Source organism: Paraburkholderia sp. HC6.4b (assembly GCF_014200875.1).
Lineage (GTDB): Bacteria > Pseudomonadota > Gammaproteobacteria > Burkholderiales > Burkholderiaceae > Paraburkholderia > Paraburkholderia tuberum.
The window spans coordinates 37,870-52,042 of the sequence record NZ_JACHDC010000030.1; the positions used below are offsets into that span (position 1 = coordinate 37,870).

At 65.2% G+C, this 14,173-nt stretch carries 14 protein-coding genes and 1 pseudogene; 3 read left to right on the forward strand and 12 right to left on the reverse strand.

Annotated elements, in window-relative coordinates; genetic code table 11:
* Positions 1-37: 37 nt before the first annotated feature.
* The 3 genes from HDG34_RS35100 to HDG34_RS35110 form a co-directional block, all read right to left on the reverse strand.
* Entirely contained in the window at positions 38-1,321 is a 1,284-nt protein-coding gene (locus tag HDG34_RS35100; protein ID WP_184067623.1) for an MFS transporter, read from the reverse strand.
* On the reverse strand, positions 1,318-2,526 hold the full coding sequence (locus HDG34_RS35105) for a YbfB/YjiJ family MFS transporter (RefSeq protein WP_184067626.1): 1,209 nt from the start codon (positions 2,524-2,526) through the stop codon (positions 1,318-1,320). Before HDG34_RS35105 ends, HDG34_RS35100 begins: the two co-directional genes overlap by 4 nt.
* Positions 2,527-2,646: 120 nt before the next feature.
* Positions 2,647-3,579, reverse strand: a complete 933-nt coding sequence (locus tag HDG34_RS35110; protein WP_184067629.1) for a LysR family transcriptional regulator — start codon at positions 3,577-3,579, stop codon at positions 2,647-2,649.
* Between the two features lie 222 nt (positions 3,580-3,801).
* Here HDG34_RS35110 and HDG34_RS35115 point away from each other — a divergent pair, with 222 nt between their 5' ends.
* Positions 3,802-4,515: a cytochrome b gene (locus HDG34_RS35115; RefSeq protein ID WP_260321437.1), complete on the forward strand. Its 714-nt coding sequence runs from the start codon at positions 3,802-3,804 to the stop codon at positions 4,513-4,515.
* A gap of 179 nt (positions 4,516-4,694) precedes the next feature.
* Here the strand turns inward: HDG34_RS35115 and HDG34_RS35120 are convergent.
* The 6 genes and pseudogenes from HDG34_RS35120 to HDG34_RS35145 form a co-directional block, all read right to left on the reverse strand.
* A pseudogene (locus HDG34_RS35120) lies at positions 4,695-4,858 on the reverse strand (Hsp20/alpha crystallin family protein); the annotation flags it as partial.
* A gap of 48 nt (positions 4,859-4,906) precedes the next feature.
* On the reverse strand, positions 4,907-5,182 hold the full coding sequence (locus HDG34_RS35125; protein ID WP_184067770.1) for a DUF1488 domain-containing protein: 276 nt from the start codon (positions 5,180-5,182) through the stop codon (positions 4,907-4,909).
* 172 nt (positions 5,183-5,354) lie between these two features.
* Positions 5,355-6,209 (reverse strand): potassium channel family protein, encoded by an 855-nt coding sequence (locus tag HDG34_RS35130; protein WP_184067631.1) that lies wholly within the window; start codon positions 6,207-6,209, stop codon positions 5,355-5,357.
* 156 nt (positions 6,210-6,365) lie between these two features.
* On the reverse strand, positions 6,366-7,607 hold the full coding sequence (gene chrA / locus HDG34_RS35135) for a chromate efflux transporter (RefSeq protein WP_184067634.1): 1,242 nt from the start codon (positions 7,605-7,607) through the stop codon (positions 6,366-6,368).
* 180 nt (positions 7,608-7,787) lie between these two features.
* Positions 7,788-8,099: a hypothetical protein gene (locus HDG34_RS35140; protein WP_184003716.1), complete on the reverse strand. Its 312-nt coding sequence runs from the start codon at positions 8,097-8,099 to the stop codon at positions 7,788-7,790.
* Positions 8,100-8,142: 43 nt separating this feature from the next.
* Positions 8,143-8,271 carry a transposase domain-containing protein gene (locus HDG34_RS35145; protein WP_409259705.1) on the reverse strand — a complete coding sequence of 43 codons (129 nt, stop codon included), beginning with the start codon at positions 8,269-8,271 and terminating at the stop codon, positions 8,143-8,145.
* A 50-nt stretch (positions 8,272-8,321) separates the two neighbouring features.
* Here HDG34_RS35145 and HDG34_RS35150 point away from each other — a divergent pair, with 50 nt between their 5' ends.
* The gene (locus HDG34_RS35150; protein ID WP_184067637.1) at positions 8,322-8,576 is read left to right on the forward strand and encodes a hypothetical protein; all 255 of its coding nucleotides are present in this window, start codon (positions 8,322-8,324) and stop codon (positions 8,574-8,576) included.
* Between the two features lie 112 nt (positions 8,577-8,688).
* Here HDG34_RS35150 and HDG34_RS35155 read toward each other — a convergent pair whose 3' ends face one another.
* On the reverse strand, positions 8,689-9,564 hold the full coding sequence (locus tag HDG34_RS35155) for a helix-turn-helix domain-containing protein (RefSeq protein WP_184067639.1): 876 nt from the start codon (positions 9,562-9,564) through the stop codon (positions 8,689-8,691).
* A 37-nt stretch (positions 9,565-9,601) separates the two neighbouring features.
* A complete protein-coding gene (locus tag HDG34_RS35160) occupies positions 9,602-10,159 on the reverse strand; it encodes a carboxymuconolactone decarboxylase family protein (protein ID WP_184067642.1) in 558 nt (185 codons plus the stop codon).
* Between the two features lie 205 nt (positions 10,160-10,364).
* On the opposite strand from HDG34_RS35160, the gene HDG34_RS35165 reads away from it, so the two are divergent.
* Entirely contained in the window at positions 10,365-11,381 is a 1,017-nt protein-coding gene (locus HDG34_RS35165) for an alcohol dehydrogenase (RefSeq protein ID WP_184022783.1), read from the forward strand.
* Positions 11,382-11,615: 234 nt separating this feature from the next.
* Here the strand turns inward: HDG34_RS35165 and katG are convergent, their stop codons facing one another.
* Entirely contained in the window at positions 11,616-13,874 is a 2,259-nt protein-coding gene (gene katG, locus HDG34_RS35170) for a catalase/peroxidase HPI (protein WP_184067645.1), read from the reverse strand.
* Between the last annotated feature and the right edge of the window lie 299 nt (positions 13,875-14,173).

The following is a 14,173-nucleotide window of genomic DNA, read 5'->3' on the forward strand; positions in this document are numbered from 1 at the left end:
TTAAACGATTCGATGTGCCTGCCAGCTTGCCAGCATGTCAGGCCCCAGCGCGGCGGTGCGCCCAGCCCGCGAGGCCGCCGCAAGCGATCAGCAGCGCGCCGGTCACGAAGAACACCGCGTGCAGCCCGAGATGAACGCCGATCACGCCGCCGATCACCGGTCCCACCACCTGGCCGCTGAATTGCGCCGATTGCAGATAACCGAGCATGCGGCCGGTCCTGCTTTCATCCACCGATTGCCGCGCCAGCTTGCCGATCGAGGGCAACAGGCCCGCGAGCGTCATCCCCATCAGCACGCGCAAAGCCGCGAGCTGCCACCAGTGCGTGACGAAGGCTTGCGGCACCATCGCCAGCCCCGTGAGCACGAGGCAGACAACGATCACGCGCCAGCTCCCGAACCGGTCGGCCAGCGCGCCGAGGCGCGCGGCCGTCAGCATGCTTCCGAGCGCCGAGCATGCCATAACCACGCCGGCCACGCGCGCAAGATGCGTGGCATTCACGCCAAGGCCGCCGATATACACGGTGATGATCGGCTCGATCGACATGTTGGCGAGCAGCACCATCATCGCGGTCACGAGGAGCGCGGCCACCACCGCGTAATTGGTGCGTCGGGCGGGCGCGTCGGCGGTGCCGCGCGCATGAGCTTTCGCGTCGCTATCCGGGTGAAACTCTTCCTTCACCACGAAGATGGTGAGCAGCGCCGCCGCCGCGATCATCGCGCCGCCCGCGAAGAATGTGCCGCGAACGCCGATCCAGTCTGGCAGCACGCCGCCGATGAGCGGCCCGACCAGATTGCCCGCGAGCGCGCCCGTCGAAAGTATGCCGAGCGCCCAACCCGCGCGCTCGCGCGGCGCCTGGGTGCCCACCATCACCGTGGAAGCCGATGCATAGCCACCTACCAGACCTGCGATCAGACGCAGCGCGACCAGTTCGTAGACATTGTGCGCCACGCCGATCAACGACATCACCAGGGCCATACCGATCGCCGCGCGAACGAGCATGGGTTTGCGGCCGAAACGGTCGGCCAGACGCCCCCACAGTGGCGCGGTAAGAGCGGTGCCGAGGAAGGTCGCGCCGAAGGCGATGCCCGACCACTGGATCACCGCGGACGGCGAGCTGACGCCGAGTTGCCGCACGTAAAGCGGCAGGAACGGCAGCAGCATGCTGAGGCTCACGAGCGTCGTGAACGAGCCGATCACGCAGACGATCAGATTGCGCCGCCAGTACTGGAGGTTGCGCTCGGCGTAGCCGCGTGGCCGCGCGTCGTGCTGCAGGTGCGTCGGCACGAGCGCCGCCGGTGAAGAGGAAACCGTGGCATTCATTTCACGCTCCGTGCGGAAAACAGCTCGACGGCGAGTGCGAGCAGAAGCGCCACCGCGCCAATCGCGTAGAGCACCAGATAATTGCCGCCGCTTGAAGAGAACACGAACGAAAGACCGTAGGCCGCCAACGCCTGCATCACGGCAAAGCTCGTCGTTGCGCGGCTCCATGCGCCCTTGACGGCGGACGGATGGTGCGCGAGCAACTCGTTCACGCGGCCGAGCGCCAGCGGCACGATACCCGGCGTGAATGCGCCCACGACAAAGGCGGAGACCATCAGCCCCGCCGACCCGAACAAGCCCGCGGCGGGAATCGCGACCGCAACGGCCTGCACCAGATACGCGACGCGCAGCGCGCGGCCGAAACCCGCGCGATCGGCGAGATGCCCCGCCGCGAGCGGCCCGACGATCGCGCCCAAGCCGTACAGCACCCAGAACTCGGCGCCCGCATCGACGCCGCGGCCCAGCCCGCGCGCCACGAAATCGACGAGGAACAGCATGTGCGGCACGAGCCCCACGGCGTTCAGGCCATATTCGACATAGAGCGCGCGCAGGCCGGCGCGGGGATACGCAGGCGCTGTTTCGAAGCGCGAATCAGCACCGGCGTGCGCGGGCGCCGCGTGCTCGGGCCAGCCGTTCCACGCCACGGCGGTCAACACGAGCGAAACGGCCGCGAGCCCGAGCCACGTCCACGTGAGCCCCTGACGCAACAGAATCGGCACGATCGTGCCCGAGGCCGCGATGCCGAGCCCGATCCCCGTGAAGATGCCACCGCTCGCGAAGCCCCGGCGCGCCGCCGGCACGTGCGCGAGGATCGTGGGTGCGGCGAGCACCATCAACGCGCCGCCCGAGAGCCCCGAGGCCAGGCGCCAGATGAAAAACCACAGGAACGACACGGGCACCGCGCAGGCCACGAAGGCGATGGTCGCGAGCAGCATCATCGCGCGCAGCACGGTGGCGGGTTTCGCCACGCGTACCATCGCGCCCGCCAGCAGTGCGCCGGCCAGATAGCCGCCGAGGTTCGCCGCGCCGAGATAGGCCGCGCTCGAGGCGGGAAACCAGTGCGCGCCGATGATAGCCGGCAAAAGCGGCGTATAGGCAAAGCGCGCGAGACCGATGCCGATCAGGCTCGCGCTGGCCCCGGCGAGCGTGCCCCGCCAGACGTTGTAGCCGGCCGGAGCGGCCGGATTCGAGATGGCTTGCTGCATGACGACTCCCATGGACCGGTGCTGTTAAGCACCCGATGAATATGGGAGCCAGTCTAGAACGACTCGCATCTCGGGAGAATCACCGCACTGCGTAAGTCATTCTTCCGCGCGGCGATCGAATCAGCGTCGATCGGCGTCGGTGATTTGCTGAGCCCGCTCGAAATACTCGCGCAGCAGCGGCGTGGCGAAATCGACGAAACCGCGCACCTTCGGCACCGCAAGGCGCCCGTGCGGCGTCACCAGGTTGACGGGCAACGGCGCATGCTCGCTGTCGCGCAGCACGATTTTCAGCGCGCCGGCCTTGACCTGCTCGGCCACGTGATAGGAGAAAAGCCGCGTGACGCCATGCCCGGCCACGGCCGAAGACAGCGCAGCGCGAATCGTGTTGACGATGAAGCGCGGCGTGAACCGCACGACCTGCGGCAGCGCCGTTTGACGGGCCGCCGGAAAGCTCCACGAATCGAGCCCGAAATGCGTCATCGAGATGATCGGGTGGCTGGCGAGATCGGCGGGCACATCGATGGCCGGATGCGTGGCGAGATAGTCGGGCGAAGCGACCACCACCCGCCTCACCTCGCCCACCGGAATGGCCACGAGCGTGGAGTCCTGCAGATGCGCGATGCGCAGCGCCACGTCGATGCCCTCGTCGACGAGGCTCACGGGCCGGTCGAGCAGGTGCAGGCGGATCGACGCCTGGGGATGGCGATCGAGAAACGAATCGACAATCGGGCGCAGCACCTCCTCGCCCACCGCCACCGCCGCCGTCACGCCTAGCAGTCCGCGCGGCGCGGAGCGCTCGTCGGCTGCGAGCAGGTCCGCCTCCTCCAGATCCCCGAGGATGCGCCGGCACGCCAGCGCATAGCGCTCGCCCGCCTCGCTGAGCCGGATCGTGCGCGTGGTGCGGTGTAGCAGCGGCGTGCCCGTGTGCGTCTCCAGAAACGCGATGGCCCGGCTCACAGCCGCGGGCGAGCGGCCCAGCCGACGGCCTGCGCCCGCCAGACTGCCCTCGTCGAGCGTGGCGACGAATACCTTCATGGCGTCGATACGGTCCATTGCGTGTTTGAGCTTGAGATTGGGCCTAGGTGGCGCCGCAGTCTTTTAGGGCGGTGAGTTCCGGCACGATCTTAGCGGAATACGAGAAGCGACAGCGTGGCATGCACGGCTGCACAATCGTAAGACTGAATGTGGCGCTAGTGCGGCGCTTGGCATACCCTGAAGAAGTTGTTTAGCAGATCCTGGTATGCTCCGCTGCCGCTAGCGGGCTGGGTACGTCAAATGTCGCGAGCACCGCGAGCTTGCTGCGCCCGTGGTGATGGCACTCCGCGTGCAAGCTCAGCCAGCGTTTTTTGTGGCGTCTCAGCCTCAACGTTTCCATCCTGTTCGCTCGACCCGATGACCAACCTCAAACATTCATCCGCGACCGCGACGGCGACGCGAATCGCAGCCGGCGATGACCACACGCAATACGACTCTTTCTCGATCCTGTTGCATTGGATCACGGTGATTCTGGTGTTGGCCCAATTTGGACTCGCCCAAACCTGGGGGTTTGCGCCTAAACCCACGCGTCACCTGATGATCGTTTCCCACATGTCGTTTGGAATATTGCTTTCGGCCGTGTTGATCGTGCGCATTGGGTGGCGTCTGATGCTTGGACATCAAACTCCCGTGTCTGCCGCGGGATGGGTCGAGCGGGCCGCGAAAGGCGTCCACTATGTTCTGTACGCGCTGCTGGTCGGCGAAGCGGTACTGGGTTTCGTACTGCGATGGTCCGGCAACGAATCGATGAGCTTTTTCGGGCTGCTGATGCCATCTCCTTTCGCGCCCACCAGTAAGGCGACGCATCACGCCATTGGTGAGGCTCATGATTTCGTCGGCTGGGCCATCATCGTCATCGCGGCGGGACATGCCGCCGCCGCGCTGTTTCATCACTATGTGCTGCGCGACGACGTGCTCAAGCGCATGCTGCCGCGCAAAGCGGGCGACGCGTAAGCCGCTCACTTGCCCGCCCGGCGCTCGACCGATAACGAAACAATCGGCTTGCTCGCGCTGAAGCACACCCATTCGGGTGCGAAGGTGCGCGAGCGCTTTCCTGCAGACTGGCGCGCGCTTCAGCCGGACCTTTGCCGCAACAAAAAGGCGCGCCCGTGACAGCGCGCCATCCTCGCGTGTCAGTCGATGGTCAGCCGCTTGCGATCGCCCGACGCCTTTTTCGGCAAGCTGAGCGACAGCACGCCATCCCTGTACTCGGCTTCGCGTTCGCCTCCTCGACCTCGCCGCCGAGCGCGAACGAGCGGCTGAAGGTGCCGGCGTAGCGCTCGCGGCGGATCACCCGCCGCGACGACGCGTCGTTGATCCACGTCAAGCGTGCCCGCCCGACCCGTCACGCGCAAAACCTGAAAAACCCGCTATGCAGCAGCACGGGCCTGGCGCCGAGCTCGTCGAGCAGACGCCGGGCGGCCTGTTCGATCTGGGAACGGTGCGCGAGGAACGCCTGGAGCAGATCGTCTTCCCGCAGCGAGCGCGCGCCGAAATGGTCTTCGAGCGCCTCGGCCGTGATCGCGCACTGCACGGGCCGATCGCCGACGAGCGCCGCAAACGCCAGCACCAGATCGCGGGCGCAGTATTCGGGCATGCAGGACGGAAAGGAAATGTGCATGGTGACGCCCCCCACGGGCATGAAGTGCCGCATCGGCGGATGCGAGGTAGCGGACCCGCCGCGACGTCTCCAGCTTAATCACGCAATCCACGGCGGATTTGACGTACGTCAAGGCGGAGTCACGCACGGTCCGCGGTGGCCCCGTTTGCCGCGGCGCTGTCAGCGCGAATGGTCATTCGCCCGTGCGCGTCACGGAACCCGCAGCGGCGTCGCTGCGTCGCGCGGCGGCGTCGATCGTCTGCCGCAACGCCTTCAGTTCAGCGTGCAGGCGCACGATTTCATCGTTCAGATGCTTGATATCCCGATGCATCTCGCGTCGCAACGCCCTCTCTTCCTTGCCGATGAATGCCGCGGCGATGCTCGCGAAGACCAGCGACAACATGCCGTAGCCGAGCAGCACGACAAATGCCGCGAACACACGCGATGCGGGCGTCGTCGGCGCGATGTCGCCATAGCCCACCGTCGCGCTGCTTTCGAACGCAAGCCACAGCCCTTCGGAGTACGAGTGCACGTGTGGTTCGAGCCAGTAAAATCCGCCGCCGGCCATCGCGAGCACGAGCGCGCCGGCGAGCAGCAGCCACATCAACCGGTTCGGCGTGACGAATTCGCGCAGCGACAGCACGATGCGCAACGCGACGACACCCATGAACGACAGCCGCAGCAGCCATTCGACGGGCTGCCACGGCGGCGTTCCGAAACCGGTGCTGAGCGCCGCGCCCAACGCGATGAGCAGGTCGAGCCAGTTGTTCGCGAGCAGCGTCTTCGGTCGTCTGCTCAGATGGGCCAGCCAGGTGAACGACAACGCGAAGCCGGCGAACATGCCGACGTATAGTGTCCGCGACAGGCTCAGCGCCAGCGGGGTGCGCACCGTCAGTTCGACGTAGAACGCGGGGATCGCGCAAAAGCTCAGCGCGCACAACCCCCAGCGCAGTTGGCGCCATGCCCGCACAGCGCGCGGACCGTCGTGTGCGCTTGCACCGCCCAATCCGTAGCCGCCGAGGCCGTGGTCGATCATGTGGTCCGTCATCGCGCGAATGGCTTCCGGCCTGTCGGGTTTCGCGCGATATCGTCGTGGTGCCGCAAACGCACCGAGGCCGCGCGATCATCGTTGCAGGCTAACCGACCCGCGGCTGTCAGCCTTGATGCAGATCAGTGCTGGTGCAAGGCGTGCGCGATCAGCCTGTCAGAGCGGGTGCAGCACCGTTTGCGCGACGCCGGCCGCCACACACAGCACGACGACCGCAAGCGGGGGCACCTTCCAGCGCAGCAACAGCAAAAAGCCGATGCACGCCACGGCGAAATCCGTCGCCGACAGGACCGCGCTCGTCCACACCGGCGAATAAAGCGCGGCGGCCAAAAGGCCGACCACCGCGGCATTGACGCCGGCAAGCGCCGCCGCCATCGCCGCACGCGCGCGCAGCGCCTGCCACCACGGCAATGCGGCGAGAACGAGCAGCAGACCCGGCAGAAAGATGCCCACTGTCGCCAGCAGTGCGCCGCTCCAGTGTCTGGGTGGCAGCGCCATCATCCAGCCGAGAAACGCCGCGAACGTGAACAGCGGTCCGGGTACGGCCTGGGCCGCGCCATAGCCGGCCAGGAAGTCGTTGGGCGCGACCCATCCGGTCGCGACGGTTGCCCGCTGCAACAACGGCAGCACCACGTGGCCGCCTCCGAACACGAGCGCGCCGGAGCGATAGAACGCATCGAATACGCGGATGCCTTGCGAGGTCCCGCTTGCCGCCCATAGCGGCAACGCGAACAGCAATGCGCAAAAGACCACTAGCGCGACGATGCCTGCCGTGCGCGACACCTGAAAATCGCCGGCCCGCAGAGGAATGGCGCGTGGCGCCTGCACCGCCGTGGTCCGGCACAGCGCGACACCGAGCACGGCGCCGGCGCCGATCACGATCAGTTGGGCGTAGACGGTGCCAGGCACGCTGAGCAATCCGAGCGATGCGAGCGCGATCGCCGCGCGGCGGCGATCCGGACACAGACGCCGCGCCATGTCCCAGACAGCCTGCGCGACGACGGCCACCGCGACGAGCTTCAGGCCGTGAATCACGCCCGTGCCGAGCGCGCCGCCCAGGTCCGGCGCGATCGCGGCAAAGGCCAGCATCACGAGTACCGACGGCAGCGTGAAGCCGCACCAGGCCGCTAGCCCCCCACCCCACCCGGCCCGCAGCAGCCCGATCGAAAACCCCGCCTGGCTGCTCGCGGGTCCCGGCAGAAATTGGCACAGGCCGATCAGGTCGGTGAAGGCTTCATCGTCGAGCCAGCGGCGCCGCTCGACGAACTCGCGCCGGAAGTAGCCGATGTGAGCGATCGGACCGCCGAAACTGGTCAGCCCGAGTTTCAGAAAGACGACGAAAACCTCGATCACGCGCGTGAGCCGTGAGCGGCGCGGCGACGACAAATCAGTTTCCATGGATGTGCGGGTTCGAGCGCTGCCGATTTCGAGAGCCGGGCTTCGTGTTTGACGACGCACAGTATAGAGGCCTACGGCGCGACCACGCGGCGCACCCGCGATTGATCGTATGCGATCCATCATTGGCGTCTCTCAGAGGGCATTCATTTGAGAAGCGCCGTGCTCGAACGACAGAGGATTCTAATCGTGCTTGTGTTTGCTAAACGAGTAAGGATGAACCAGCACAAGGTTCCCGGCTGACGGTAAGATCGCGACCGGAGTTGTTCGGCGTTTTACTTCATCGAGATCGGCGTCTGTCTGAACGACCGGCACGCGACGCCCACCCCATACTTGCGCGCAAACTGGCCGGGGGTCGTCAGGATGCGGTGTGTCCCAAGCGATCTCCAGGGATTCGCCGGACGGGAATTCGAGAATGAGTGAATCCGCAGCAAGAGGCAGCAACTGACCTGACGCATCCTGGATATACGCTTTGATCTGTTTCGGTTCGGTCATATTTTCCTCCGGTAGGTGTGGTGATGATAAAGATCAGCGATGCTCATCGGGCCTCTTCCATGGGTAGCAACGCGTCGTAGTCGTCGACGCTTTTCGCCGAAGGCAGACGCTGAAATAGCCAGGTGAGATAGCGATAGGGATCGATGCCGTTGACCTTGCAGGTCTCGACCAACGAATAGAGATTGGCGCTCGCATCAAGGTGCAGACCTCTTCGTGCTCGCGTTGAAGCGAATCGTACGCCTCGCGTATCGCGAGAAACGCATTGAGTTCGTCGGCGGTGATGGCGACCTTAATCGGCATGCCGGTTGGACAGGCATGCCGATCACGTATTCAACTGACGCGACGATATACGCGACGCACCAGGATTCCGGCACACGCGCGAGCACCTCGGTCACGTCGCCGAAGTCGGAGATGATGGCCGCGTGCGAACTGGGCGCGCGCCGGAACCAGTGTGGCTCGTCGGCTGCTTCGACGTGAAGCGCCGCGACCGGAAACAGTAGAAGCCCGTTGTCCATGGAGAGTGAGTGGCGTCGGATTGCTCGACCTGATCGGCTCGGATGATCGCCCAAAAACCGAAGACATCGCTATATCACGGCATACGGTTTGCCGATATTGGAGGTTGCGGGGACGCGTGCGCCGCGAGCAGCTGCTGATGACGTGCTTCGGTGGCGTCGTCGGCGGGGAACATGCATTCGATGCGCAACTCCTGCGCGGCCACGTTTTGCGGTGTGCCCACGGTCGTGACCATCGAGAAATAGCGCAGCACCACGCCCTCGCTGATGAAGCCGAGCGGAACCATCGGCAGCGTCGCGGGTGTCGCGGACGAGCCATGATGCGTCTTCCAGTCGCGCGGCACGTCGGGATACGCAAGCAGTTCATCGAGTAGACGCTTCGTGTTGGCGCCGATTACATGACCGACCGACTCGCGATACACGCGTTGCAGCAGACTTCGCGCGACCTCCTGCCAATCGGCGACGAACGGACGCATGCCATGTGGATCGAAGATCAGATGCAGCATGTTGCGCGGGCCTTCGCGCGCGGTCATGTCGATGAAGCAGTTGAAGAAGCGCGGGGCCGCGTCGTTGGACATCAGCACGTTCCAGTCGCGGTCCATCACGAGCGCCGGAAACGGCTCATGCTGACGCACGACCCGTTCGAGCGCGCGAACCACGCCGTGCATTTCCTGCGCATTCCACGGTGCTTCCGAATAGATCGGTGCATAACCCGCGGCAAGCAGCAGCGCATTGCGCTCGCGCAGCGGCACGTCGAGGGTCTGCGCAAGCGTCAGCAGCGTGTCGCGGCCCGGCACGCTGCGCCCGCTTTCGATGAAGCTGATCTGCCGCTGCGAGATGCCGGCCTCGAGCGACAGATCGAGCTGACTCACGCCACGCACGTCACGCCAATAGCGCAACAGACTGCCGAGATCGCCTGGCTGCACTTTCGGATCGTGACTCGTGACGTTCATGGTGTTGCCCTCCGGTTGATGCCTGAACGGGATCGCTTCAACGCGCGGGCGCGTGCCACGCGAATTCGGCGAACTGCGTTTCGAGCGGCGGCTCGGTCACGCTGCCGGTGTAGTTCGTGATCGTCGACGCGGCGACCGCCGCAACCACCTCGAGAATCTGCTCCGCGCTGAAACCTGCCGCGAGGAAGCGTTGCCGGTCCTCATCGTCGAGGCGGCCGCGTTTTTCGATCAGCGTGCGCGCGAGCGTCGACAGCGCCGCGAGCCTCGCGTCGTCGGGCACGCCGCCGTGGCGGATCGCCTCGACATCGGCGCGACGCAGGCCCGCGTTCAAGCCGAGCGCGGTATGAAACGCAACCGCCCATTCGCTCGCGTTCGTCACGGCGTTGGTGAGCAGCAGCGTCTGGATCTCCGGTTCGGTCAGACTGCTCGCATGCACGCGCTCGAACAGGCCGATGAAGCCGTTGATCAGCACCGGTGAAGCCGCCATCTTGGCCGCGATGTTCGGAATCAGGCCGAACGCCTGTTGCAATTTGCGGAGCACGGGCTTCGATTGCTCGGGAGCGGACTCGATCGTGTGAACGGGATAGCTGGACATGGTATCTCCTTGACGTGTGCGCCATCGGAGCGACGGCGCGGTAGTCGAAGAGTAGAGGCAGCCGCGCGGCTCGCCAATTACATCGGATGTCATCGCCATCAGCCATGCGGCGGCGGCTTCTTTCTGGCGAGCCGCCTGGACGCGGAATATCATGTTGGAGTTTGTTCCCCTCTTGTCCCGTTCGTCACTGGAAAGGAAGAACATCATGCCCACAATGAAAGCAGTCGAAGTGAAGCAGGCCGGCGGCCCGCTCGAACTGGTCGAACGCGAAGTGCCCGAGGCGGGCGCGGGTCACGTGCGTATCAGGATTCAGGCTTGCGGCATCTGCCATAGCGATGCGATGACCAAGGAAGGCCTGTGGCCGGGCCTGGCCTATCCGCGTGTGCCCGGTCACGAGATCGCGGGCGTGATCGATTCGGTCGGTGCGGGTGTCGAGGGCTGGCAGGTCGGGCAGCGTGTCGGGGTCGGCTGGCACGGCGGGCATTGCGGCAAATGCGAACACTGCCGCCAGGGCGATTTCGTGCTGTGCAAGTTCGCCCTCATCCCCGGCATCAGCTACGACGGCGGCTACGCCGAATACATGGTGGCCCCGGTCGAAGCCCTGGCGCGCATTCCCGACGATCTGTCCGACGTCGATGCCGCGCCGCTGCTCTGCGCGGGCATCACGACGTTCAACGCGATACGCAATAGCGGCGCGCGCGCTGGTGACGTGGTCGCGATTCTCGGGATCGGCGGCCTCGGTCATCTCGGCGTGCAGTTCGCGCGCAAGATGGGCTTTCGCACGGTGGCGATCGCGCGGGGTCAGGACAAGGCCCCGCTCGCGCAGCAACTGGGCGCGCATCACTACATCGACAGCAAAACGGAAAACGTCGCCGAGAAGCTGCAGGCACTGGGCGGCGCGAAGCTGATACTCGCCACGGTGACGAGCGGCAAGGCGATGACCGCGACGCTCGGCGGTCTCGGCCTGAACGGCAAGCTCGTGATGGTCGGCGTGTCCGAAGAGCCGGTCGAAGTGCCGATCGTGCAGTTCATCATGGGACGCAACTCGGTGCAAGGCTGGCCCTCCGGCACCTCGGCCGATTCGCAGGACACGCTCGCGTTCAGCGCGCTCACCGGTGTCAAGCCGATGATCGAAGAGTATCCGCTCGCCGAGGCAGCGCAGGCCTTCGACCGGATGATGAGCGGTCACGCGCGTTTCAGGGTGGTGTTGAAGATGGTCTGAGTGGCAGCCTCCGGTGGGGCAATGGAAATTGCATGACCATTCTGGTTACGGGCAGCACGGGTGTCATCGGCACCCGGTGCTCGCACATCTGAAATTCGGCGGCGCAGAAGCAGTGACGAGGCGAAGAAAAAGTGCGCTTGCCGGCATCCCGGCAAGCGCGCTCGATGACTTCGCAAATCCACCTTCAAAAACTGCGTCGACGTGGCAAAGAACCACTCGCCAGCACTGGCTGGATCAAGCCAGCTCGAAACGATCCAGATTCATCACCTTGACCCACGCGGCAACGAAGTCGCGCACGAATTTCTCCTTGCCGTCCTCGCTCGCGTAGACCTCGCCCAAGGCGCGCAGCACCGAGTTCGAGCCGAACACCAGATCGACGCGCGTACCGGTCCACTTGACCTCGCCGCTCTTCGTGTCGGCACCTTCGAACGTTTCCGCGGCCTCCGACACCGGCGTCCATTCCGTGCCCATGTCGAGCAGATTGCGGAAGAAGTCGTTGGACAGCGTTTCCGGCTTGCTCGTCAGCACACCTTCTTTGCCTGCGCCCACCTTCAGCACGCGCAGGCCGCCGATCAGCACCGTCATCTCTGGCGCCGTCAACGTCAGCAGTTGCGCCTTGTCGATCAGCAGCTTCTCCGCCGCCACCGGGAACTTGCCGCCCAGATAGTTGCGGAAGCCGTCGTGGACCGGCTCGAGCATCCCGACCGATACGACGTCGGTTTGCTCCTGCGACGCATCCATCCGACCCGGCGAGAACGGCACCGTCACCTGCTGCCCGGCGTTCTTCGCGGCCTGCTCGATGCCGGCGCCACCCGCCAGCACGATCAGGTCGGCAAGCGAAATCTTCTTGCCGCCGGACTGCGCACCGTTGAACTCGCTCTGGATGCCTTCGAGCACCTTCAGCACCTTCGCGAGTTCAGCGGGCTGGTTGACGGCCCAGTCCTTCTGCGGTGCGAGCCGGATGCGCGCGCCGTTGGCGCCGCCGCGCTTGTCCGAGCCGCGGAACGTCGAGGCCGAGGCCCACGCGGTCGTGACCAGCTGCGACACCGACAGCCCCGACGCGAGGATCTTCTGCTTCAGCGCCGCGACGTCCTTGTCGTCGACGAGCGGGTGATCGACGGCCGGAATCGGGTCCTGCCACAGCAGTTGCTCCGACGGCACTTCCGGGCCAAGATAGCGGGCGCGTGGACCCATGTCGCGGTGCGTCAGCTTGAACCACGCGCGCGCGAACGCGTCGGCGAACTCGTCGGGGTTGGCCATGAAGCGCCGCGAGATCTTTTCGTAGATCGGGTCGAGGCGCAGCGACAGGTCGGTCGTCAGCATCGTCGGCAGCACTTTCTTCGATGGGTCGTGCGCGTGCGGATACGTGGCCTGCGCGTCCTTCGCGACCCACTGGTTCGCACCCGCCGGGCTCTTCGTCAGCTCCCACTCGTGGCCGAACAGGCTCTGGAAGTAGCTCATGTCCCACTGCGTCGGCGTCGCGGTCCACGTGACTTCGATACCGCTCGTGATCGTGTCGCCGCCCCTGCCGGTGCCGAAGCTGTTGCGCCAGCCGAGCCCCTGGGCCTCGAGACCGGCACTTTCCGGTTCCGGACCGACGTTATCGGCCGGCGCCGCGCCGTGCGTCTTGCCGAACGTGTGGCCGCCGGCGATCAGCGCGACCGTTTCCTCGTCGTTCATCGCCATGCGGCCGAACGTTTCGCGGATGTCGACTGCCGCGGCGAGCGGATCGGGATTGCCGTCCGGGCCTTCCGGATTCACGTAGATCAGGCCCATCTGCACCGCGCCGAGCGGGTTTTCGAGGTTGCGGCCGGGCGGATCGGTACGGCTCTTTTCGGTGCCGTGCAGCTCCTCGTCGGCGACCAGCACGCCTTCGTCGTCTTCCCTGCCGGCCGCTCCCTTGCCGTAGCGCACGTCGCCGCCGAGCCAGGTCTTTTCATTGCCCCAGTAGACGTCCTGATCCGGTTCCCATGTGTCCGCGCGGCCGCCGCCGAAACCAAAAGTCTTGAAGCCCATCGTTTCGAGCGCGACGTTGCCGGTCAGGATCAGCAGGTCGGCCCACGAAATTTTCTGGCCGTATTTCTGCTTGATCGGCCATAGCAGCCGGCGAGCCTTGTCGAGGCTCACGTTGTCCGGCCAGCTATTGAGCGGCGCGAAACGCTGCTGGCCGCGCCCTGCGCCGCCGCGGCCGTCGCCGATGCGGTACGTGCCGGCGGCATGCCATGCCATACGGATAAACAGCGGGCCGTAGTGGCCGAAATCCGCGGGCCACCAGGGCTGCGAATCGGTCATCAGCTCGGCGAGGTCTTTCTTGACCGCGGCGTAGTCGAGGCTCTTGAATGCCTCGGCATAGTTGAAGTCTTTGTCTAGCGGATTGGAGCGGTTCGAATGCTGGTTGAGCAGGTCGAGGCGCAATTGCTTCGGCCACCAGTCCCGATTGGTCGTCCCGCCGCCGGCGGTATGGATGAACGGGCACTTTGCTTCGTTTGACATGCGTTCTCTCCTTTGGAGGATGTCTCCGTTGTCGATCGGAGTCGGTGCCTGGGTACTTTCTCCAATCCCATGCAAGGTACTTGTTATGCGTTTGTCATCGTGTCAGGCTTGCGTGGCAATTTGACGACCCGATAACCCGACAGTCAGCCGAATGGCTCGGCAGTGCACTCATGAAATCCAGGGTCGAGGGCAACGCAGCCGATGTCCGTAACGGCTGACTCCGGTCGGCGCTCCACTCCCATTCGAATATAGGCGAGGACAAAGTTCAATAGAATTCGAATACGGCAATGCCACTAATA

Coding starts and splice junctions, on each gene's coding strand:
- HDG34_RS35110 (WP_184067629.1), bottom strand. CDS start 3,579: ATGGACCGTATCGACGCCATGAAGGTATTCGTCGCCACGCTCGACGAG.
- HDG34_RS35105 (WP_184067626.1), bottom strand. CDS start 2,526: ATGCAGCAAGCCATCTCGAATCCGGCCGCTCCGGCCGGCTACAACGTC.
- HDG34_RS35155 (WP_184067639.1), bottom strand. CDS start 9,564: ATGAACGTCACGAGTCACGATCCGAAAGTGCAGCCAGGCGATCTCGGC.
- HDG34_RS35115 (WP_260321437.1), top strand. CDS start 3,802: ATGTCGCGAGCACCGCGAGCTTGCTGCGCCCGTGGTGATGGCACTCCG.
- HDG34_RS35125 (WP_184067770.1), bottom strand. CDS start 5,182: ATGCACATTTCCTTTCCGTCCTGCATGCCCGAATACTGCGCCCGCGAT.
- HDG34_RS35140 (WP_184003716.1), bottom strand. CDS start 8,099: ATGACCGAACCGAAACAGATCAAAGCGTATATCCAGGATGCGTCAGGT.
- HDG34_RS35100 (WP_184067623.1), bottom strand. CDS start 1,321: ATGAATGCCACGGTTTCCTCTTCACCGGCGGCGCTCGTGCCGACGCAC.
- HDG34_RS35165 (WP_184022783.1), top strand. CDS start 10,365: ATGCCCACAATGAAAGCAGTCGAAGTGAAGCAGGCCGGCGGCCCGCTC.
- HDG34_RS35130 (WP_184067631.1), bottom strand. CDS start 6,209: ATGACGGACCACATGATCGACCACGGCCTCGGCGGCTACGGATTGGGC.
- chrA (WP_184067634.1), bottom strand. CDS start 7,607: ATGGAAACTGATTTGTCGTCGCCGCGCCGCTCACGGCTCACGCGCGTG.
- katG (WP_184067645.1), bottom strand. CDS start 13,874: ATGTCAAACGAAGCAAAGTGCCCGTTCATCCATACCGCCGGCGGCGGG.
- HDG34_RS35160 (WP_184067642.1), bottom strand. CDS start 10,159: ATGTCCAGCTATCCCGTTCACACGATCGAGTCCGCTCCCGAGCAATCG.